The following is an 18994-nucleotide window of genomic DNA, read 5'->3' on the forward strand; positions in this document are numbered from 1 at the left end:
ATAAAGTCCAAAAAGGCGATTCTCTCTGGAAAATCGCGCAGAAATACCATACTTCCGTCAGCGCATTGAAATCGGCGAACCATTTGACATCCAACATCATCTACCCGAACCAAGTGTTGACCGTTTCATCGTCATCTGCTTCGGTGAGTTCCGTATCATCCTCATCCTCTTCCGCCAAAACCTATACGGTAAAAGCGGGGGATACGTTAAGTGAAATCGCCGTAAAATACAACATAACGGTCGCCAACTTAATGAGCTGGAACAAATTATCTTCATCGCTCATTCACCCCGGTGATGTTTTAATCGTTTCAAAAGGGACAAGCAGTGCTTCCTCTTCTTCCGCAAGCTCAAGCTCGGGCAGCAGCTCAAGTTCCACCACAACTTACACGGTAAAAAGCGGGGATACGCTGTCAGGCATCAGTAAAAAGTACGGAACAACCGTTGCCAAATTAAAATCTTTAAACGGCCTGTCATCCGATACTATTTATGTCGGGCAAAAATTAAAAGTGCCTGGAAGCAGCTCTGGTTCATCCACCGTCACAGCAACGAGCACCTCGTCTTCAAACAGTTCCTATTCTGCTTCCAAAGTGGTCAGCATCGCGGAAAGCTTAATCGGCACTCCTTATGTTTGGGGAGGCTCGAGCCCGTCCGGTTTTGACTGCAGCGGTTTTATTTACTATGTGTTCAATAAAGCAGGCTACAGCATTTCCCGGTTATCAGCAGCCGGCTATTATAACCGCGCTTATTATGTATCCAGCCCGAAGCCGGGGGATCTCGTATTCTTCGAAAATACGTATAAAGCCGGTATTTCGCATGTGGGCATTTACATAGGGAACGGCCGATTTATCCAGGCAGGATCGGATGTTGTAACAGTTTCATCGCTCAGCAACTCCTACTGGAAAGCCCATTTTGACGGCTACAAACGTTTCTATGGGCTATAATTTGGCCTGCCTGTTTTATGAATAGAACATATTTTAATAGAAAAGCCCGCGGGGACACCGTGGGTTTTTCTAAGCTTTGCGGACAATGCCGCAAGCCCTGGATGATCATCTACATATAAAATTTAAAACGGCTGCCGGCATATTGCGCTTTAACATATTCAAACGGCGTGCCATCCGCCAAAGCGGTCACACGCTCGATCGACAGCACCGGAGAACCAGGATCGACTTTTAACAGCTTTGCCAGCCGCGCGCTTGCCGCCACTGCTTCAATCGTCTGGCTCCCTTTCCCGAGCCGCAATCCTTTTTTCCGCTCAAGAAATTGATAAAAAGAATGGTTCAATTCTTCTTCCGTGAGTCCTTCCGCCATTGCCGCAGGGGTGGCAATCGTTTCAAAAACGATCGGAATGTCATCGCCGTACCGTATCCGCTCAATGTGGAGGATATTTGCAGGGGTGCGAAGCTTTAGGGCTTCCATCTCATGCGGGGCGGCCTCCCGTTCCATAAACGTCACGATTTTACTTGAAGCTTTCATCCCGCGTTCTTCCATCAGCCTTGTAAAACTCATCCGGCCATCAAGCGGCTGTTCCACTTTCTGTTCGCTTACAAATGTACCGCTCCCCCGTTTTCTCGTTAAAATCCCTTCATCGACCAGTCCTTGCACCGCCTGGCGGACCGTCATCCTGCTTACTTCAAACGTCTCGCTCAGCACCCGTTCAGAAGGGATCGCTTCCCCAGTTTTCCATTCGCCCTGCCCAATTTTTTTCCGGATCAGCTCCTGGATTTGGAAATAAATCGGAATGGGAGACGCTTTATCAATCATGGCGCACCCCCCGCATCGCCCAGTAAAGATGACGCCTCTGCATCAGCAATGACTACCACATCCGGATGGGTTTGCAAAACCGATGCCGGGCACGCTTCATCCACCGGCCCATTGATCATACGGCAGACAGCTTCGGCTTTACTTTTGCCGAACGCAAGCAGCACGATTTTTTTCGCGGCCATAATCGATGCAATGCCCATTGAAATGGCCTTTTCCGGCACGTCCTCTTCCTTTTCAAAAAAGCGCCGGTTCGCCTCGCGTGTCGATTCCGTTAACTCGACGATATGCGTTTTGGAATGGAAAGAGGTGCCCGGTTCATTAAAGCCGATATGCCCGTTTTTTCCGATGCCGAGGATTTGCAAATCAACAGGATGTACTTTAAGAATCCGGTCGTAGCGCTCGCACTCCGCATCGGGATCTTCCGCCATGCCGTTTGGCAGGTACGATTTTTTAAAATTCAGATGTGAAAACAGTTCTTTTTCCATATAAAAGTGGTAGCTGTGTTCATCCGTATCTTTAAGACCGACATATTCGTCGAGATTGACGGTCACAACTTCCGACACATCGAGATTGCTATTCCGCATATATTCATACAACTTCAGCGGGGTTCCGCCCGTCGCAAGCCCGAGCGTGCGGATCTCCCCTTCCTGAATACCTTTTGCAATCATTTGAAACGCATATTTTGCGGCTTCATCCCGCGTTTTAAAAATATGCACTTTCATGTTTCATCCCCGCTTTCCAAGATGGTAAGTAGCTTTGACTTGTAAATTTTGATCCAGCACAACAAAATCTGCATCTTTCCCGGCTGTTAAGCTTCCTTTATGGGAGAGGCCGAATTCCCTTGCCTGGTTCACGGATGTCATCTGCACGGCTTCCACGATCGAGCAGCCGGTAAATTTCATGATATTGCGGAAGGCGTCGTCCATTTTTAAAATGCTGCCGGCGAGCGCCCCGTTTTCAAGCCTTGCCTCGCCGTTTTTCACCCACACTTTCTGGCCGCCGAGTTCCGACTCCCCGTCCGGCAACCCTTTTGCCCGCATCGCATCGGTGATGACCGTAATTTTTTCCGGACCTTTCATTTCATATGTGAGTTTGACCATATCCGGATGTACATGGATGCCGTCAACAATCAGTTCCACCTGCACGCCAGGCGAAAGCAATGCATGTCCGGCAGCCCCAGGTTCACGGTGGTGCAGCCCGCGCATGCCGTTATAAAGATGCGTCGCATGCGAAGCTTTACTTTTTAAAAGTTCGGCCCGGACCGCATCCGTGTGGCCCATCGAAGGCACGATGCCGCGTCCTATCAATAAATCTTCAAACGCCCTTGCGCCTTCATTCTCAGGGGCGTATGTCACAAGCTTGATCAAATTGCCGGAAGCTTCAAGCCATTTTAAAAACAAATCCCCATCCGGCGCCTGGATATATTCAAGCGGCTGGGCCCCCGCCCTTTTTTTCGAAATAAACGGCCCTTCCAGATGGATGCCTTCAATGATGGTGCCGCCTTTTTCTTTCGCTTCTTTAATGGCGCGCAATGCGGCTTCGATCTTGCTGTAGTCCTGCGTCATGGTCGTCGGAAAAAAAGAAGTGACCCCTTCCTGGAGCAATTTTCCGCTCAGGGTTTGAAGCGCCTCCGGATCTGCATCCATCGCATCGATGCCGTAGCCGCCGTGAATGTGCACATCGATCATGCCCGGGATCACCGTCATTCCGTTTCCTTCAATCACTTCCTCTCTCGGCTCAGGTTGATAATCTTCCATTCTGCCGGTCCCGATGATTTTATCTGTAAAACGGATAAACCCGTCCTCTATATGTTCATTCCCCGTGTAAAGATTGCCGTGGATCAACACTTTTTCCGCCATGGGAAAACACTCCTTTTTAATTTATATAGTTGTCTATACCAATTATCAGGCATGTTCAAATGGATGTCAATCTTTATCATGCGGAAAAATGTTCTTATTATTCAGTGCCTACTTTCCCGCCGCACCGTAAATCTATTTTTCCGCTGCGCAATGGTATATACTAGAAAAAGTGCAGACTGTACTCATATCTTGGAGGAACTTTTATGAAAGAAACCAATATAAAGGCTGTTACGCTCGCCCTTTTCGTTGCAACTTTTTTAACAGCCATTGAGGGGACGATTGTCAGCACCGCCATGCCGCGGATTGTCAGTGATTTGAAGGGGATCGAAGTGATGAACTGGGTGTTTGCCATTTACTTGCTGACTTCCGCGGTAACCGTCCCGATTTTCGGGAAACTGGCCGATTTATACGGCCGTAAAAAAATTTTTGTGATCGGCACCATCGTGTTTCTTGTTGGTTCAACGTTGTGCGGGCTTGCTGGCACAATGGGGCAGATGATTTTTTTTCGCGCCATCCAGGGGATAGGAGCCGGAGCCATCATGCCGGTCACGAACACGATTATCGCCGACATTTATCCGCATGAAAAGCGCGCAAAAATGCTCGGATTTATGGGAGCGGCATGGGGCATTGCCGGCGTTATCGGGCCTTTGTTCGGCGGATTCTTTGTCGACCGGCTCACATGGCATTGGATTTTCTTCATCAATTTGCCGTTCGGAATGATTTCCGTTTTCATGGTCATGATATTTTTGCACGAACATGTGGAAAAAACGGAGAATGCCATTGATGTTTGGGGGGCGACTACGTTTTCCGCCGGGATGCTCGCCTTTTTATATGCCCTGCAAAAAGGCGGGGATACAAATGACTGGGGAAACCCCTTCCTGTTAACGCTTCTCGCGGCCAGCACAGTCTTACTTGCTATGTTTATATGGATTGAAATCCGGCATCCAGACCCTTTAATCCCGCTTACGCTTTTCCGAATACGTGCCATTTCCATTTCCAATCTTGTCGACTTTTTGGCGAGCGCCGTTTTGATGGGGATCAACGTCTATATTCCGATGTGGATCCAGGGGCTGCAGGGGCACGGCGCAACCATTTCGGGGCTCATACTGGCGCCAAGCCCGGTCCTTTGGATGATCGGGTCTTTTGTGGGCGGCAGGCTGCAGTTGAAGTACGGGGATCGCTTTGCATTTTTGTCGGGGATGGCATGTATTTTGGCAAGCACGGTATGGCTCAGTCTGTTTACGCTTGGCACAAAAGAATGGAGTTTTTATGCATTCGCCGCGCTTTCCGGGTTCGGCTTCGGGATCGTGATGACGATCGCGCTCGTTTGTGTGCAGTCGGCAGTGGACTGGTCATTGCGCGGCGCGGCCACAGCTTCCAATACGTTTTTCCGCAATTTGGGCCAGTCGGTCGGTTCCGCGGTGTTCGGCACGTATTTTAATGCAACGGTGACCCGCCTGCTATCGGAAAAAAGCAATCCGGACCACTTGACGAAGGAATCGCTGAATCAACTGATTAATCCGAAGAGTGCCCATTTGTTTTCCGATTCGGCGCGTGAATGGCTCCGGCATGTGCTCTTTTCCAGCATCCACTATGTTTTTATCGTACTCGCCGCCGTTTCGCTTGTCTCTTTGGTGCTGTCGTTTGCAGTTCCGAAGGCGGAGGAGGAGGAAAAAGCTATTTCTTAAATTAAGGAATGAGTGGTCGTTTATAAATTAAGGCACTCCCTTCTATCACAGAAAGATGATCATTCAAACGCTCCTTAAGATCATTTCAAAGCAAGAATACTTTCATTTCGGTCTTGAGAGCTTCCTTTTAGGACCGTTTCAAACCTGGAATGCTTTTTCCTAACGGTCCCAAGGGGCTTCCTCAGGAACAGTTTAGACCTTTCATATCGGCAAATGGGCTTTAGAAAAGGCAAGTTCAAAGCAAAGACCTTCAAGCAACTTAAGACAAAGACTCAGACAATGGATCGGAATCTATTAAAAAGGGCTGCCCCAACCATTCGGGACAGCCCCGTATGCCCTACCATTGATACGGTGTTTCCTGGTACACATAATAGTTCAGCCAGTTGGAAAATAACAGGTAGCTGTGTGACCGCCATGTATGCAGCGGCCGTTCATTGACGTCATCGTTTGGAAAATAATTTTTTGGGATCGCGGTGCCGAGCCCCTTCTTTTGATCCCGCCTATATTCGTCGGCCAGGGTCGTCGCGTCATATTCCAAATGGCCGGTAATCATAATATTTTTCCCATTTTCGGACATAACGATAAACGGCGCGCCTTCCTCCGATACGGAAATCAGCTGCAATTCCGGATGGTTTTCGATGGCTTCCCGGGAAACATCGGTATAGCGGGAGTGCGGTGCCTGAAAAATTTCATCAAACCCGCGGACAAGCTTGACCATCGGTGCAAAACATTGGTGCTTGAACACGCCGAAGCATTTTTCCGGAAGTTCAAATTTTTCAATACCGTAATGGTAGTATAGCGCGGCCTGGGCGCCCCAGCAAATATGTAAGGTCGATGTGACATTCGTTTTCGTCCAATCCATAATGTCCGTCAATTCCTGCCAATAATCTACATCCTCAAACGCCATTTTCTCCACAGGCGCACCGGTGATGATCATGCCGTCGAATCGGCGTTTTTTCACATGGTCAAAAATGGTATAAAAATGTTCGAGATGGTAGCTGCTGACATTTTTCGATTGATAGGTCGACGTCCTTAAGAACGTGATATTCACTTGCAGCGGCGTATTGCCTAAGAGCCGCAAAAGCTGCAGTTCCGTTTTTTCTTTTTCCGGCATCAAATTTAAGATTAAAATATTCAATGGGCGGATATCCTGCGTCCTCGCCCTGTCCTCGTCCATGACAAAAATTTTCTCTTTTCTTAACAACTCCCCTGCAGGCAAATCTTTCGGTATATTGATTGGCATCGAAGTCTCCCCCATACAAAGTTGATCAGATAATTACTATTATAAAAGTTTATGGCGGGTTGTTGCAATGTTCTTGATATACTGATATTTTTTCAACTGTTCTCGCATTGAAAAACCCGCCTTGGCCTGAGCCAGGGCGGGTTCCCATTACGGATGTGACACAATCATAGAAAGGCGGCCTTCTAGTTCAAAATCACCAAGTCCGGACGGCAGCAGGAAATGCATCCCTTTTTTAAGCGGATACGTTTTCCCACCCACTTTCAACGCCCCTTCACCATCGAGGACGCTTGCCAATTGGAACGGTTCTGTTTGCGAAAACCGTGCTGCGCCATCCACCTCCCATTTGTAAACGGAGAAATATTTTTCTTTTGCAAAAGTGGTGATCGTAACACCAGGTTTTTCTTCCGTTTCTTTTCGGACCGCGGCATCCGTATGCGGGATCGTGGCCACGTCAATCGCTTTTTGCAAATGCAGTTCGCGTTTGTTTCCATTGGCATCTGTCCGGTCGTAATCATACACGCGGTAAGTCGTATCGGAACTTTGCTGTGTTTCGAGCACGAGCGTCCCTTCGCATAATGCGTGGATTGTCCCGCTCGGCACATAGAAAAAGTCGCCCGGATGGATCGGCACTTTCCGAAGCAAACTGTCCCATTTTCCTTCATCAACCATGCGGATAAATTCTTCCTTCGACTTCGCATGGTGCCCGTAGACGAGTTCCGCGCCTTCTTTACAATCGATGATATACCAGCACTCCGTTTTTCCGAGTTCGCCGTTTTCGTATTGATTCGCGTAGGCATCATCCGGATGGACCTGCACGGACAAATCCGAGTTCGCATCCAAAATTTTCGTTAAAAGCGGGAAGACTTTGCCCGGATAATGGCCGAACAAGTCCCGGTGGTTCTCCCACAATTCAATCAGCGTTTTTCCGGCAAATTCGCCGTTTTTTACAGTTGACGGGCCGTTCGGATGTCCGGAAATCGCCCAGCATTCCCCTGTACGATTAGATGGGATCTCATAACCGAACTGGTCCCTCAGCGCAGTCCCACCCCATATTCTTTCTTTAAAAACCGGTTCAAGAAATAAAGGCTCGCTCATTCAAATCTTTCCTCCTTCAAAGGCAAATCCTTTGCTCACATCTGAACAAAACTTTTTCCAAAAATGGCCATCGAATCCCTTCCATTATAGCACACCGTGGAAGGGGTTGCCGCCCCTCTGTTGATCAGTTTTCACACAACTAACCGGCAAATCGCCCGGTACTGGAAAAAGGGCATTTTTATCATAAAAAGGGGCAACCCTTCTTATGAAGCATTTTCAACTTTCATACAGCTCAACCGGCAGGCCGTCCGGATCCTGGAAAAACGTAAATTTCTTTTCCGTATACGGATCAATGCGGACATCTTCCACCTGAATGCCCATTTCTTCAAGCCGCTTTTTGCTTGCTTCCACATCATCAACTTCAAATGCCAGGTGCCTGAGACCTGCAGCTTCCGGAAAAGACGGGCGGGCAGGCGGATCGGGAAAAGAAAACAGCTCGATCTGGTAATGGTCCCCGACCGCCAAATCCAATTTATACGAATTGCGCTCTTTTCTGTACACTTCCCGCACCGGTGACAGTCCGAGGCAGTCCACATAAAAATGTTTTGATTTTTCGTAGTCCGAGCAGATGATTGCGATATGGTGGACGCGTTTCAGCCCGATTCCCACCATCATTGTCCCTCCTTCCGGTATGTCCAGCCTTCTTCCTGATATACGGTGCCGTTTTTCATCAGCCGGCCGAGCGCCCGTTTAAAAGCCGCTTTACTGATGCCAAACCGGGCGCTGATTTCTTCCGGCATGCTTTTGTCCCAATACGGCATTTTTCCGCCGCGCGAATCCATATAAGCAAGGATCCGCTCCGCATCTCTATCGATTTCTTCATGGGCGCGGCCCAACAGCGATACATTAATCGTACCGTCTTCTTTTATATCAATGACGCGGCCTTCCACTTTCTGGCCGAGGCGCGGTTCCTGTTTCCGCTGCGATTCGTGGATAAAACCGATATAACCGCCATCTGTGATCATAAAAGACCCCGTTTTCATTAAACGGTACACATGCCCCGTGACATTTTTGTTCCACATTTCCTTTGTGGCCTTTTTTGCCATGGACCTTACAATATTTTCCCCGGCTAATTTTCCGAATAAACGCCCGTGTTTGTCCAATTGGAGGGTAATGTATAATCGATCGCCTTTTTCTGGCCATAATGAACGGTGTGTGGGCAAATCATCAATGGAGATCAACATATCTTTCCTGATCCCGATCGATGCGAAGACGCCGAGTTTTTCTTTTAAGCCGGCGACCTCCGCCCAGCCGTATGTACCGAGTTGGATTTCAGGGATCGTCATCGTCGCCGCCAGTCTTCCCTGATGGTCCTGGTAAAGAAAAACCGTTTGCACTTCTTCAGGATCAAATGGTTCCGCGATATCCCGGTGATGCAGAAGCACTTCTTCCGTCCCATTTGATAAAAAATAGCCAAACGGCGCTTCCCGCACAACGCGGAGTTCCGCAACCGTGCCTGGAGTAAAATTCATGCAGCCATTCCTTCTTTCATTTCGCAAATCGTTTGCTTCATAATAGGTAATTATAACATTGATAGGCGGAAAACATGATTTTATTTTGAACAAGGAGTGTAAATACTATGCCTGATGAGAAACGTTACGCCCACCCGCGCGATCCGCATATGGATCATGAAGCGGAAACTGTGGTCAACGACACACTTGGGAGCGGCCTTGTCGGCTTGTTCAATGAACATAAGCCGAAAAAGCCGTTTGCCGTTACATCGCTGGAAACGGATGAGGACATGAAAAAATTCGAAAAATATACAGACGGAAAATAGGAGTGGTGGCCATGAGCAAATCGAAACGCGAAGAAGAACGCGAATGGAAAGTTCGGAAAGAATCACAGAAACCGCACGGCAAAGTAAAATCTCTGGAAGAAATCGCGGATGAAATTTTTGCCGAATGGGAGTCGAAAAGATAAGCATAGGTATAGAAAAAGGGGTTGTTCCAAAAGTCAGTATCACTGCGGCTGAGGGGCACACTTTTTTAGATCCAACGCAATTTGGCGAATTTTACAAGACTTCTGCAGGAAAAGCTTGCCAGGCCGGGAGCCCTCCGCCAAGTGAATTTTGTCATCATGAACAGCAGTTAAGAAACAAAATCGGCGAAACCTCCGGAAAAATCAGCGGTATTACAAAATAAATCGGCGGCAAGATACGAAAAATCAGCGATAGACACAAAAAAACCGTTGCCCTTTATCTAAGAAACCCGTTGAGAAAATGATTTTCTCAACGGGTTTTCCTGTTAAAAGACAGTCTCTTTTAATAAACGGCAATAAAAAATGATTAATTCCCTATGACCGGCAGTATCCGGACTTCTTTTTTCATTTTGGAGCGGCAAAGCGGGCAGAGCGGTTGGTCTTCAAGCGTAAAATTTTCACGCATAAATCCGTTGCAGTCGTCATTCGTGCAGGCCCATACGGTTGTTTCCGCTTCCGGCACCGGCTCCTTTTGGTTATGAAAATATGCCATCATAAAAGACTCCCTTCCCATGTTTAGTATAACACACTTTAACACAAAAAAGGGGACCGGACCCCGCCGCGTTTGTGCATGTATTTAGTATATGCGAGGCGGCCGGTTTTATGCCAAAAAGAGCCATGTTCCTTTATCCACTTTTGCGGCAGACGAGTTTTGTGGCGATCAAAATTTTTTTCGCAACCGTCCTGCCTTCCACGCGTTCCAGCAATGTGTCGACTGCAGTTTCGCCCATCGTTTCCGTATACACTTTTACCGTGCTGAGCGGTGGAAAAACATATTTGGAAAGGCTGATGTCATTCACGCCAACAATGCTGACGCGGCCGGGCACGGGAATATTGTTTTCCGAAAGAGCCTGCAGGCAGCCGATGGCGATCGCATCATTTGCGGCAAAAAAAGCACTGGGCAGCGCGTCGCCGAGTTCCCGGATCGCCTTGTTCATCAGCCGGTGACCATCTTCGGTAGAAAACGCCCCGATGTACACAAATTTTTCATTCCACAGCCCCTTTTCCTGCATCCAACGCCTGAACGCCGTTTCCCTCGGGTCTTCAATGGGGGCGGACTGGTCTTTATAGGTCTCCCTTCCGCCGATAAAACCGATTTGCGTATGCCCTTTTACTTCGAAATATTTGAGCACTTTTTCCGTCGCTTTTTCAAAATCGGAAACGACCGCATCAAATCGGTTTTCATCCGGGCAGCAGTCCACAAACACAATATTGCGGGTAACCGAGAGAAGCTGTTCAACCTGCGGCATGCTGAATTTCCCGACTGCAATCACGCCTTGGATGTTTTCTTTTCCCATGTCTTCCAGATGGTTTAAATCGTATCTCAATACTTGTATGTTTTTCCGGCTGCAGCGTTTTTCAATCCCCATCCTGATCGACAAATAATATAGGTCGTTCAGTTCCTCTTTTTCCGTGTACCAGTATACAAGAGCAATTTTGATTTTTTCCAGTTTGCGGGGCGCCCTTTTCGTATAGGAAAGCTCCTCGGCCGCTTCAAAAATCCTTTTTTTCGTGTCATCGCTCACGGAAATGGTCGGATCATTGTTTAAAACGCGCGAGACCGTTGAAATAGAAACCCCCGCTTTCGCCGCAATATCTTTAATCGTTGCCATGTTTACACCCCAAAATCAATCAGCTGAAAATTAGCTTTGTGTTTGCGCGGTACTCCTCCCCCGGCTTCAGGACAATAGACGGGAATTCAGGATGGTGCACCGCATCCGGAACGCCCTGCGCCTCAAGGCAAATGCCCAAATAATCACAAGGTTTGCGCCCGCGGATTTCATATTCATCATTTCCCATCGTATTACATGTGTATACGACAACGCAAGGCTGGTCCGTTTCCACTTTCAGCACCCGCCCGCTTTCGTCATCTTTCAACACAATCGGCTTCTTGTGGTTCGATAATAAAAACGGATGGTCAAAGCCGTTTCCGACCAGCACGTTTTGCGGATGGTTGGAAACCGTGCCGCCTTCGATTTTCCTGCCGTTCCGAAAATCAAAGGCTGTACCTGTAACATCCAGTTTTTTCCCTGTCGGCAGCGTTTCCTGGTCAAGTTCCAGCACATAGTCGCTTGGCATGGACAGTTCATGCCCGCGCACGTCCCGTTTCAAGTCGCCGCTCAAATTAAAATACGCATGGTTGGTCATGTTGAGAATGGTCTTTTTGTCGGTAACGGCCCTGTAAGACAGTTTCAGCTCCTGTTCATTCGTCAAAAGGTACATGACCGTCACATCGAGTTTTCCGGGATAGCCTTCTTCGCCGTCCGGGCTCGTGTAAGTGAATTCCACCCCAACCGCGCCGTCCTCCTCAATCGGGGTGCTGTTCCAAATGACGGCGTTGAAACCTTTTAACCCGCCGTGAAGATGGTTTCGGTTTTCATTATTGGCAAGCTTGTATGTTTTTCCGTCCAGTTCAAAAGACGATCCTGCAATTCTGCCGGCAACACGGCCAATGATAGCGCCAAAATAAGGGGCATCTTTTACATATCCATCGAGGCTGTCAAACCCGAGCACGATATTTTCCGCTTTCCCGATCCGGTCCGGCACCATGATTTTATTGATAATGCAGCCGTATTCCAGGACGGTAACCGAAATAGACCGGTCATTCTTCAATTCATAGGCATAAATCGGGTGGCCGCCCAGTTCCCCGAACAGTTCCTTTTTGACTTCCATTTTGATCAGCCCTTTTCTTTTAAAAATTATGTTATGTTCGTGATCAATATGGATGACCGCGAAAACCGTTCCTCATGGCGCATCCGCGGACCTCCCCGTTCGAAGAAATTCTTCTTGCCCGCGGATCACTCAGGAGTCCCGGAAATGTGCGATCATCAACAAAAAAATTAGGTGATGGGGTGTCCCGAAATGTTAAAGCTGCTGCAAAAACTTCCGGAACGCCTCTTTCCCTTTCTCGTCACGTTTAAACACGCCCGCATGGTGCAGCACTTGCAAAAAGACTTTGCCGACCTCGTTTCGGACGATACCCTGCACATTTTCCATCTGAATCGCACCGCCGTATTTTCGCTTCAGTTCCTGCGCCCAATCAAGGTGGTATTCGGCAATATCGTTCGGCTGCCCGAGCAGGTATTTTTCCACTTCGGCGAGTTCCGGTTTCAGCCGGGCCGGCAGTACCGCAAGCCCCATTACTTCGATAAGCCCAATATTTTCTTTTTTAATATGATGGACTTCGGCGTGCGGATGGAAAATGCCGAGCGGATGGACTTCGCTTGTCCGGTTGTTGCGGAGCACAAGGTCAAGCTCAAAAATTCCCCCGCGTTTTCTTGCAATCGGCGTAATCGTGTTATGCGGCGTCCCGTTAGTTTCGGCGAGAATTTCCACCGACGGATCGCTGTATCCCTTCCAAACTTTTAAAATATGATCCGCCGCTGCCGCAAGTTTATCGGTTTCCGCGCTCCTCAGCCGGATTACCGGCATCGGCCATTTGACCACAGCGGCATCCAGTCCCGGAAACGCCTTCATTTCAAAATGCCAATCATCCGCTGCTTTTGCCATTGCAAATTCATAACGCCCGCCTTGGTAATGGTCATGCGATAAAATCGAACCGCCTACAATCGGTAGATCGGCATTGGAGCCGAGGAAATAGTGCGGGAACTTTTCCACAAATTCAAGCAATCTTTCAAACGTAGACATGTCAATTTTCATATCACGGTGCGTTTCGGAGAGGACGATGCAATGCTCGTTGTAGTACACGTACGGCGAATACTGAAAATACCACGGCTCTTCGCCGAGTGTAAGCCGGATCAGGCGGTGGTTGGAACGCGCCGGGTGCCCGGTTCTGCCCGCATAGCCTTCATTTTCCATGCAAAGCAGGCATTTCGGATAATGCCCTTTTTTCGCCAATTTCTCCCGCGCAATGCTTTTCGGGTCTTTTTCCGGCTTCGATAAATTGATCGTGATGTCCAAATCGCCGTATTCCGTCGGCGCCTTATAAACGATATTTTTTTGGATTTGTTTCATTTGAATATAATTGCTGTTTTTGCTTAAATCGTAAAAATAATCGGTTGCCTTCTCCGGATCTGCCGCATACTTTCTCCAGAAAACTTTATTTACGATTGACGGCCGCGCCGTAAAGACATTCATGATATGGCTTGCAAAAATCTCTTTTTCATCAAACACGTCTTGGATAATGCCATTTTCACAGGCATACTGCACAAGGATATCAAGCAGATCAGGAATATCCTGATCTGTCTTGGTTCCTTCCGATTGATGGAATTCATCCAGATGGAGAAGCGACAACACCTGGTTTCTTGCATAAATACGATCTTCATTTCCGATTAAATGGACGCGCACCGCCTGATCCACAAGCTGCCCGATCGTCTGATAAATGTCCAATTGTTTCACCTTCTGTCATCGTAGCCGTTTGGATGGTGCTCATGCCAATTCCATGCATCTTGAATAATTTGTTCGATATCCGTTTTTTGCGGGTTCCAGCCGAGCACCCGTTTTGCTTTTTCGGAAGAAGCAATCAGTACGCTCGGGTCACCGGCGCGGCGTTCGCCGATCTTGACATTAAACGCTTTGTCGGTCACTTTCCGGACAGTATCGACAATTTCTTTTACAGAGAATCCCTGGCTTGAGCCCAGGTTAAACACATCGCTTGCACCGCCGTTTTGCAAATACTTAAGCGCCAAAATATGGGCGGCAATCAAGTCTTCAACATGGATGTAGTCGCGGATGCATGTCCCGTCTTTTGTATCATAGTCTTCGCCGAAAATCGTAATCGCCTCGCGTTTGCCGAGCACCGTCTCCAATACAACCGGGATGAGGTGCGTTTCCGGATGGTGGTCTTCCCCGATTTCACCGGTCGTTCTTGCCCCGGCGACATTGAAGTAACGGAGTGCCACATATTTGATACCGTACGCTTTTTCGCACCATTTCATCATTTTTTCCATAGCCAGCTTTGTCTCGCCATATGTATTGGTCGGGTTGGTCGGCATGTCTTCCGTGATCGGCACGGTTTCCGGTTCGCCGTACGTGGCGGCGGTTGAAGAGAATACGATGTGCGGCACATGAAATTCTTTCATCATTTCCAGCACAATCTGGGTGCCGTACACATTGTTGTCAAAATATTTGAGCGGCTGTTCCATCGATTCGCCAACAAGTGAATTTGCGGCAAAATGGATGACAGCATCAATTTTTTCTTTCCTAAAAACGTCCCGCATAAAGGCGCGGTCGCGGATATCGCCTTCGTAAAACTTCGCCTGCGGATGGATGGCACCGCGGTGGCCGGTCTGCAGGTTATCGATTACGACAACGTCATATTTTTGGTCAATCAATTGGTATACTGCGTGCGAGCCGATATAACCGGCGCCGCCCAATACTAAAATGCCCATACAAGTTCCTCCAGTGTGATTTCTTTTGCCCCGTCACCGATGCTTGCGGTGTAGAAGTCCGCGCGGTAGCCGATTTCTTTTTCATAAACGGCACCGACATTTTGAATGAACGCGTCTACTTTATCATTTTCCACAATGGCGATGGCGCAGCCGCCAAAGCCGGCGCCCGTCATCCTGGCCCCGAGTACGCCTTCCTGTTTCCAGGCTGATTCCACCAATGTATCGAGTTCCTTCCCGGTCACTTCATAATCATCCCGCAAAGAACGGTGGGAGGCATTCATCAATTCCCCGAAAGCGGGCAGATCGCCTTGTTTTAAAGCTCCGAGCGCTTTTAATGTGCGCGCATTTTCATAGACGGCATGCTTTGCCCGTTTTCTCACAATCTCATTGTCTATGATTTCTTTATTTTTTTCAAATGCATCTTCTGTCAAATCGCCGAGCGAGCGGATATCCAGCCTTTTTTGCAGCAGTTTAAGCGCCGTTTCGCATTCCGCGCGCCGTTCATTATATTTAGAATCCGCCAATTCGCGCCGTTTATTCGTATTCATGATTAAAATTTTATGATGGTCAAGCTTGATCGGCGCATATTCGTATTGAAGCGTCGCGCAGTCCAACAGAATGCCGGCGTCTTTTTTGCCCATGCCGACCGCGAACTGGTCCATGATGCCGCTGTTGACACCGATAAATTGGTTTTCTGTCTTTTGCCCGAGTTTGACAAGGTCAAGGCGCTCCACTTTCAAATCAAATAATTTTTCGAGCATCACGCCCGTCAAAAGTTCAATTGAAGCGGAAGAAGACAAGCCGGCGCCATTCGGGATATTCCCGTAAATGAGGCAGTCAAATCCCTGTTCAATTTTCTGCCCGTCTTCTATCAAATATTTCAGCACGCCTTTCGGATAATTTGCCCAATCATGCGCTTTGTTGTAGTCCAGATCGTCCAGCGAGAATGCAATGATGCCTTTGTCTTTAAAATTTAAGGAGACAAGCCTTACTGTACGGTCATCGCGTTTCCGGACAAGCGCGTATGTCCCCATCGTAATCGCGCACGGAAATACATGCCCGCCGTTATAATCAGTATGCTCACCGATCAAATTAATCCTGCCGGGCGAAAAGAACGCGCGCTCCGCCTCCGTCCCAAAGTATTCGGTAAAAGCTGCAGTCAAATTCGGATTGCTCATATTCGTTCCTCCTGTAGTTGGGTGTATGTTAAAAAATGAATTATGCAAGCAGTTTCTACAAGATTATCTTATACGAGCTGGTAAAAAAATTCAATCATTTTTACTAAAATTTTTACTAAAATTACATCCTGGAAAAAGCACACGCCGGAATGAAACCTGCGTGTGCTTTTCATTAAGCCCTTTCCGCCAGCTGCATGATCACAGCATCATCCATCGGCGGGTTGTGGAGGCCGGCGCGGACATCGCGGTAATAGCGCTGCAGCGGGCTTTCGGCGGAAAGGCTGCGGGAGCCGACAACCCTCATGGCCAAATCCACAACCTCAATTGCATTATTGGTAACTGTTAATTTAACAGCACCAAGTTCAGGGCCCATTTGTTTTCTTTTTTCTTTGCCTGCTTCATCCCACATTTTCGCCACCGAATACAGGAAATGCCGCGACTGCATGATTTTCAGCTCCATTTCTCCGAATTTTTGCCGGATGGCCGGCAGTTCCGCAATCGGATGATTCAAGCTGTTCGGCGTATACCACGTCGCAAAATGCACCGCTTCCCTCTTCGCCTGCTCCGCAATACCCAAATAACAGGCAGGGATATGGAGCAGATAGCCGGCCGGCTCCTTCTTATTCGTATGGAGTTCTGCCAGGGCTTCAAGCGGGACTTTAACATTCTCCAGCAATACATCATGGCTGCCGGTTGCCCTTAACGAGATGCTGTCCCAAGTTTCTACAACGGACAGGCCCGCCGCATTGCTCGGCACAACAAAACTTCCGACTTCTCCCTTTTCCGGAATCGTCGCGGTAACAATAAAGTAGTCGAGTACCGGGGACATCGTGGCAAAGGTTTTTCTGCCGTTCAGCACCCACCCCCCGTTTTTTCTTTCTGCGATTGTCGTCGGCATGCCGCCGCGCGTCGGGCTTCCGGTTTGTTCTTCTGTGACACATGTATTTATAAGCGCGCCGTTTACAACCGCTTTGCACATCCGTTCAAACAGCTGTGGATCCCATGTCCTTGTTTCAGATAAGTGCATCATGAGCCCCATATGCCAGCCGATGGAAAGTGCGGTTGAGCCGTCCGCAATCGCGATTTCTTCCTGCAGCCGCACGAGTTCATAAAGCGAAATCCCGCCTCCCCCGTATTCTTTCGGAACTGTGAGCTTTGTATAGCCCGCTCCTTTTAACTCTTCAATATTTTCATAAGGAAAGCGGCCTTGCATATCGTTGGCAGCCGCCCTTTCGTAAAAGGAACTGTTGATGAGGGTCATTAATTCCAACCTATCCCCCAATGTTTGAACTTTTAAAAAATCCATGTAATCCCCTCCTTAAAAAACGTTTTCTTCTATTGTAAGACTTCTTTTCCTTTCTTTCGAGTAGGAACGGAAAATTATCCGACAATCATTCCATATATTTTTCTTTAAATACCCCTTGCAATTCTAATTTTATTATAATATAATTTATATTGTCTTGATGATCACACGCTGGTGTAGCACAGTTGGTAGTGCACTTCACTCGTAATGAAGGGGTCGTAGGTTCGAGTCCTATCACCAGCATCACCATCCTTTATATAAGGTTTCTCCTGTATAGGAGAACCTTATTTTTGACAAATATTATGGAGAAGTACCCAAGCGGCTGAAGGGGACGCACTCGAAATGCGTTAGGGCGGGTTACCGTCGCGTGGGTTCAAATCCCACCTTCTCCGTTCATATTCTATAAAAAAATTCCGGGGGTTACCCCGGAATTTTTTTATGCTCAAGAACCGCATGCCAGATCATTGTCCCAATCGCCGTAAACGGGATTGGGAAACACGATGAATTTATTGCCGAATTCGCTGCGGAAACGGACCGCTTCCTGGTTGCGCGCCTTGTTTCCTTTTCCGTCAAATGCTTTTGCAAAATCCCCCAAATTATCGCCAAACAAGGCGATCAGTTCATGGTTTTTTTCCACCGTTTGGCGGCGCGTTTCTTTGCTGTCCGTTTCTTTTCTGAGCAGCACATGCGATGGAACTGCCTGCGGGATGCCTTCTTTCTTCAAATTTTTCAGCGTCGCGGCAAGATATTTTTCGCTCCGGTTTGAAATGTAATAAATATCAATTCCTTTTTGGTCGGCGTATTTTAAAAACGACAGCGCACCGGGCAGCGGTTTTGCTTCCTCTTTTTTCACCCAATCTCCCCAGCCGTCACCGAAAGAGATTCCTTTTTCCACCATATACGTTAAATACGGCCCGTTATCGAGCACCGTTTCATCCAAATCAAGCACAATCGCCCGCTTCTTTTTTACATGTGTGCGCAGGCTTTCATCTATGCGCTTTTTCCCTATATTGTACCCCTGGTAATAGAGTGCCTTCGCTTCACCCGAAGTGCGGTACCAGGCAAGGCCCCATTTCGACTGCTCGTCTTTCTGTTTTGCCGTGCAGCCGGAAACAACGGCCGTATTCGAGGCGGCAGCTTCCTTGTTTTGGTTTTCACTGGCGGCCGAGCATCCTGCACTGCCAAACACCAACGCGCAGGCAATGAATACTCCGACATACATTTTCATGTTCGTCCCTTCTTTCTGAAGCGCTTTTAAACTTAGTATAATGAAAAATGCGGAAATGATACATACAAGCAAAAAGCAGAGGCCTGAAAACAACTTCAAGCCTCTGCCCTTTTATATCCCCTTCATCCGTTCCGGCAGGGTTTGGATCGATTCCACCACCGCATCCAGCTTGACCTCAATCCGATACAGCAGATAAACGGTGACCGCAATCGGAAACCCGACCTCACTGATGAGCGTTATCATCTCCTGCATCAACCCGCTCTCCTCCCGTGAAAACAATGCGGCCCCCAATTTCGTACCGAGGGAACAGG

Annotated in this window: 21 protein-coding genes and 2 tRNA genes; 7 read left to right on the forward strand and 16 right to left on the reverse strand. The window is 48.2% G+C overall.

Annotation, left to right across the window (positions count from 1 at the left end):
- Positions 1-941, forward strand: a 941-nt coding sequence (locus tag BpJC4_RS09510) for a C40 family peptidase (protein WP_216643723.1), incomplete at its 5' end; no start/stop codon positions are given.
- 109 nt (positions 942-1050) lie between these two features.
- On the opposite strand, the gene BpJC4_RS09515 is transcribed toward BpJC4_RS09510, so the two are convergent.
- Genes BpJC4_RS09515 through nagA form a run of 3 tightly spaced genes read right to left on the reverse strand, consistent with a single transcriptional unit; the run spans position 1051 to position 3620 of the window.
- The gene (locus BpJC4_RS09515; protein WP_151680025.1) at positions 1051-1761 is read right to left on the reverse strand and encodes a GntR family transcriptional regulator; all 711 of its coding nucleotides are present in this window, start codon (positions 1759-1761) and stop codon (positions 1051-1053) included.
- Positions 1758-2483: a glucosamine-6-phosphate deaminase gene (nagB, locus tag BpJC4_RS09520; RefSeq protein ID WP_151680026.1), complete on the reverse strand. Its 726-nt coding sequence runs from the start codon at positions 2481-2483 to the stop codon at positions 1758-1760. The genes BpJC4_RS09515 and nagB overlap by 4 nt, the downstream gene beginning before the upstream one ends.
- Before the next feature lie 3 nt (positions 2484-2486).
- Positions 2487-3620: an N-acetylglucosamine-6-phosphate deacetylase gene (nagA, locus tag BpJC4_RS09525; RefSeq protein WP_151680027.1), complete on the reverse strand. Its 1134-nt coding sequence runs from the start codon at positions 3618-3620 to the stop codon at positions 2487-2489.
- Between the two features lie 203 nt (positions 3621-3823).
- Here nagA and BpJC4_RS09530 point away from each other — a divergent pair, with 203 nt between their 5' ends.
- A complete protein-coding gene (locus BpJC4_RS09530) occupies positions 3824-5308 on the forward strand; it encodes an MDR family MFS transporter (protein WP_151697811.1) in 1485 nt (494 codons plus the stop codon).
- Positions 5309-5645: 337 nt separating this feature from the next.
- On the opposite strand, the gene metA is transcribed toward BpJC4_RS09530, so the two are convergent.
- From metA to BpJC4_RS09550, 4 genes are all read right to left on the reverse strand, one after another.
- Positions 5646-6551, reverse strand: coding sequence for a homoserine O-acetyltransferase MetA (gene metA, locus BpJC4_RS09535; RefSeq protein ID WP_151680029.1), 906 nt, complete (start codon positions 6549-6551; stop codon positions 5646-5648).
- 147 nt (positions 6552-6698) lie between these two features.
- Positions 6699-7646 carry a mannose-6-phosphate isomerase, class I gene (manA, locus tag BpJC4_RS09540; protein WP_151680030.1) on the reverse strand — a complete coding sequence of 316 codons (948 nt, stop codon included), beginning with the start codon at positions 7644-7646 and terminating at the stop codon, positions 6699-6701.
- 216 nt (positions 7647-7862) lie between these two features.
- A complete protein-coding gene (gene gloA2, locus BpJC4_RS09545) occupies positions 7863-8258 on the reverse strand; it encodes an SMU1112c/YaeR family gloxylase I-like metalloprotein (RefSeq protein WP_151680031.1) in 396 nt (131 codons plus the stop codon).
- Complete coding sequence (locus BpJC4_RS09550) at positions 8258-9118, reverse strand: CvfB family protein (protein WP_151680032.1); 861 nt, start codon at positions 9116-9118, stop codon at positions 8258-8260. The genes gloA2 and BpJC4_RS09550 overlap by 1 nt, the downstream gene beginning before the upstream one ends.
- Before the next feature lie 107 nt (positions 9119-9225).
- Between BpJC4_RS09550 and BpJC4_RS09555 the strand changes: the two genes are divergently transcribed.
- Genes BpJC4_RS09555 through BpJC4_RS09560 form a run of 3 tightly spaced genes read left to right on the forward strand, consistent with a single transcriptional unit; the run spans position 9226 to position 9787 of the window.
- Positions 9226-9423, forward strand: a complete 198-nt coding sequence (locus tag BpJC4_RS09555) for a hypothetical protein (protein ID WP_151680033.1) — start codon at positions 9226-9228, stop codon at positions 9421-9423.
- An 11-nt stretch (positions 9424-9434) separates the two neighbouring features.
- Positions 9435-9566, forward strand: a complete 132-nt coding sequence (locus BpJC4_RS16565) for a DUF6254 family protein (RefSeq protein ID WP_253693516.1) — start codon at positions 9435-9437, stop codon at positions 9564-9566.
- Positions 9548-9787, forward strand: coding sequence for a hypothetical protein (locus tag BpJC4_RS09560; protein WP_151697812.1), 240 nt, complete (start codon positions 9548-9550; stop codon positions 9785-9787). Before BpJC4_RS16565 ends, BpJC4_RS09560 begins: the two co-directional genes overlap by 19 nt.
- 143 nt (positions 9788-9930) lie before the next feature.
- Here BpJC4_RS09560 and BpJC4_RS09565 read toward each other — a convergent pair whose 3' ends face one another.
- The 7 genes from BpJC4_RS09565 to BpJC4_RS09595 form a co-directional block, all read right to left on the reverse strand.
- Complete coding sequence (locus BpJC4_RS09565) at positions 9931-10116, reverse strand: cold-shock protein (protein WP_371862153.1); 186 nt, start codon at positions 10114-10116, stop codon at positions 9931-9933.
- A 133-nt stretch (positions 10117-10249) separates the two neighbouring features.
- On the reverse strand, positions 10250-11236 hold the full coding sequence (locus BpJC4_RS09570; protein WP_151680035.1) for a LacI family DNA-binding transcriptional regulator: 987 nt from the start codon (positions 11234-11236) through the stop codon (positions 10250-10252).
- A 19-nt stretch (positions 11237-11255) separates the two neighbouring features.
- Positions 11256-12296: an aldose epimerase family protein gene (locus BpJC4_RS09575; RefSeq protein WP_151680036.1), complete on the reverse strand. Its 1041-nt coding sequence runs from the start codon at positions 12294-12296 to the stop codon at positions 11256-11258.
- 192 nt (positions 12297-12488) lie between these two features.
- The gene (gene galT / locus BpJC4_RS09580) at positions 12489-13973 is read right to left on the reverse strand and encodes a UDP-glucose--hexose-1-phosphate uridylyltransferase (protein ID WP_151680037.1); all 1485 of its coding nucleotides are present in this window, start codon (positions 13971-13973) and stop codon (positions 12489-12491) included.
- 5 nt (positions 13974-13978) lie between these two features.
- A complete protein-coding gene (galE, locus tag BpJC4_RS09585; RefSeq protein WP_151680038.1) occupies positions 13979-14974 on the reverse strand; it encodes a UDP-glucose 4-epimerase GalE in 996 nt (331 codons plus the stop codon).
- On the reverse strand, positions 14962-16152 hold the full coding sequence (locus tag BpJC4_RS09590; RefSeq protein ID WP_151697813.1) for a galactokinase: 1191 nt from the start codon (positions 16150-16152) through the stop codon (positions 14962-14964). The genes galE and BpJC4_RS09590 overlap by 13 nt, the downstream gene beginning before the upstream one ends.
- 172 nt (positions 16153-16324) lie before the next feature.
- A complete protein-coding gene (locus tag BpJC4_RS09595; protein ID WP_151697814.1) occupies positions 16325-17458 on the reverse strand; it encodes an acyl-CoA dehydrogenase family protein in 1134 nt (377 codons plus the stop codon).
- A gap of 167 nt (positions 17459-17625) precedes the next feature.
- Between BpJC4_RS09595 and BpJC4_RS09600 the strand changes: the two genes are divergently transcribed.
- A tRNA-Thr gene (locus tag BpJC4_RS09600) sits at positions 17626-17698 on the forward strand.
- A gap of 61 nt (positions 17699-17759) precedes the next feature.
- Positions 17760-17847: transfer RNA gene (locus BpJC4_RS09605), tRNA-Ser, on the forward strand.
- Between the two features lie 50 nt (positions 17848-17897).
- Here the strand turns inward: BpJC4_RS09605 and BpJC4_RS09610 are convergent.
- The gene (locus BpJC4_RS09610; RefSeq protein ID WP_151697815.1) at positions 17898-18683 is read right to left on the reverse strand and encodes a 5'-nucleotidase, lipoprotein e(P4) family; all 786 of its coding nucleotides are present in this window, start codon (positions 18681-18683) and stop codon (positions 17898-17900) included.
- Positions 18684-18794: 111 nt separating this feature from the next.
- Positions 18795-18935: a YvrJ family protein gene (locus BpJC4_RS09615; protein WP_151681159.1), complete on the reverse strand. Its 141-nt coding sequence runs from the start codon at positions 18933-18935 to the stop codon at positions 18795-18797.
- Positions 18936-18994: the final 59 nt, after the last annotated feature.

Source organism: Weizmannia acidilactici (assembly GCF_008974185.1).
GTDB classification, from domain to species: Bacteria; Bacillota; Bacilli; order Bacillales; family Bacillaceae_C; genus Weizmannia; species Weizmannia acidilactici.

Excerpts from the sequence above, each read along its gene's own strand:
- BpJC4_RS09515 (WP_151680025.1), bottom strand. The coding sequence starts at position 1,761 with ATGATTGATAAAGCGTCTCCCATTCCGATTTATTTCCAAATCCAGGAG.
- nagB (WP_151680026.1), bottom strand. The coding sequence starts at position 2,483 with ATGAAAGTGCATATTTTTAAAACGCGGGATGAAGCCGCAAAATATGCG.
- nagA (WP_151680027.1), bottom strand. The coding sequence starts at position 3,620 with ATGGCGGAAAAAGTGTTGATCCACGGCAATCTTTACACGGGGAATGAA.
- BpJC4_RS09530 (WP_151697811.1), top strand. The coding sequence starts at position 3,824 with ATGAAAGAAACCAATATAAAGGCTGTTACGCTCGCCCTTTTCGTTGCA.
- metA (WP_151680029.1), bottom strand. The coding sequence starts at position 6,551 with ATGCCAATCAATATACCGAAAGATTTGCCTGCAGGGGAGTTGTTAAGA.
- manA (WP_151680030.1), bottom strand. The coding sequence starts at position 7,646 with ATGAGCGAGCCTTTATTTCTTGAACCGGTTTTTAAAGAAAGAATATGG.
- gloA2 (WP_151680031.1), bottom strand. The coding sequence starts at position 8,258 with ATGGTGGGAATCGGGCTGAAACGCGTCCACCATATCGCAATCATCTGC.
- BpJC4_RS09550 (WP_151680032.1), bottom strand. The coding sequence starts at position 9,118 with ATGAATTTTACTCCAGGCACGGTTGCGGAACTCCGCGTTGTGCGGGAA.
- BpJC4_RS09555 (WP_151680033.1), top strand. The coding sequence starts at position 9,226 with ATGCCTGATGAGAAACGTTACGCCCACCCGCGCGATCCGCATATGGAT.
- BpJC4_RS16565 (WP_253693516.1), top strand. The coding sequence starts at position 9,435 with ATGAGCAAATCGAAACGCGAAGAAGAACGCGAATGGAAAGTTCGGAAA.
- BpJC4_RS09560 (WP_151697812.1), top strand. The coding sequence starts at position 9,548 with ATGGGAGTCGAAAAGATAAGCATAGGTATAGAAAAAGGGGTTGTTCCA.
- BpJC4_RS09565 (WP_371862153.1), bottom strand. The coding sequence starts at position 10,116 with ATGGCATATTTTCATAACCAAAAGGAGCCGGTGCCGGAAGCGGAAACA.
- BpJC4_RS09570 (WP_151680035.1), bottom strand. The coding sequence starts at position 11,236 with ATGGCAACGATTAAAGATATTGCGGCGAAAGCGGGGGTTTCTATTTCA.
- BpJC4_RS09575 (WP_151680036.1), bottom strand. The coding sequence starts at position 12,296 with ATGGAAGTCAAAAAGGAACTGTTCGGGGAACTGGGCGGCCACCCGATT.
- galE (WP_151680038.1), bottom strand. The coding sequence starts at position 14,974 with ATGGGCATTTTAGTATTGGGCGGCGCCGGTTATATCGGCTCGCACGCA.
- BpJC4_RS09590 (WP_151697813.1), bottom strand. The coding sequence starts at position 16,152 with ATGAGCAATCCGAATTTGACTGCAGCTTTTACCGAATACTTTGGGACG.
- BpJC4_RS09595 (WP_151697814.1), bottom strand. The coding sequence starts at position 17,458 with ATGGATTTTTTAAAAGTTCAAACATTGGGGGATAGGTTGGAATTAATG.
- BpJC4_RS09610 (WP_151697815.1), bottom strand. The coding sequence starts at position 18,683 with ATGAAAATGTATGTCGGAGTATTCATTGCCTGCGCGTTGGTGTTTGGC.
- BpJC4_RS09615 (WP_151681159.1), bottom strand. The coding sequence starts at position 18,935 with ATGCAGGAGATGATAACGCTCATCAGTGAGGTCGGGTTTCCGATTGCG.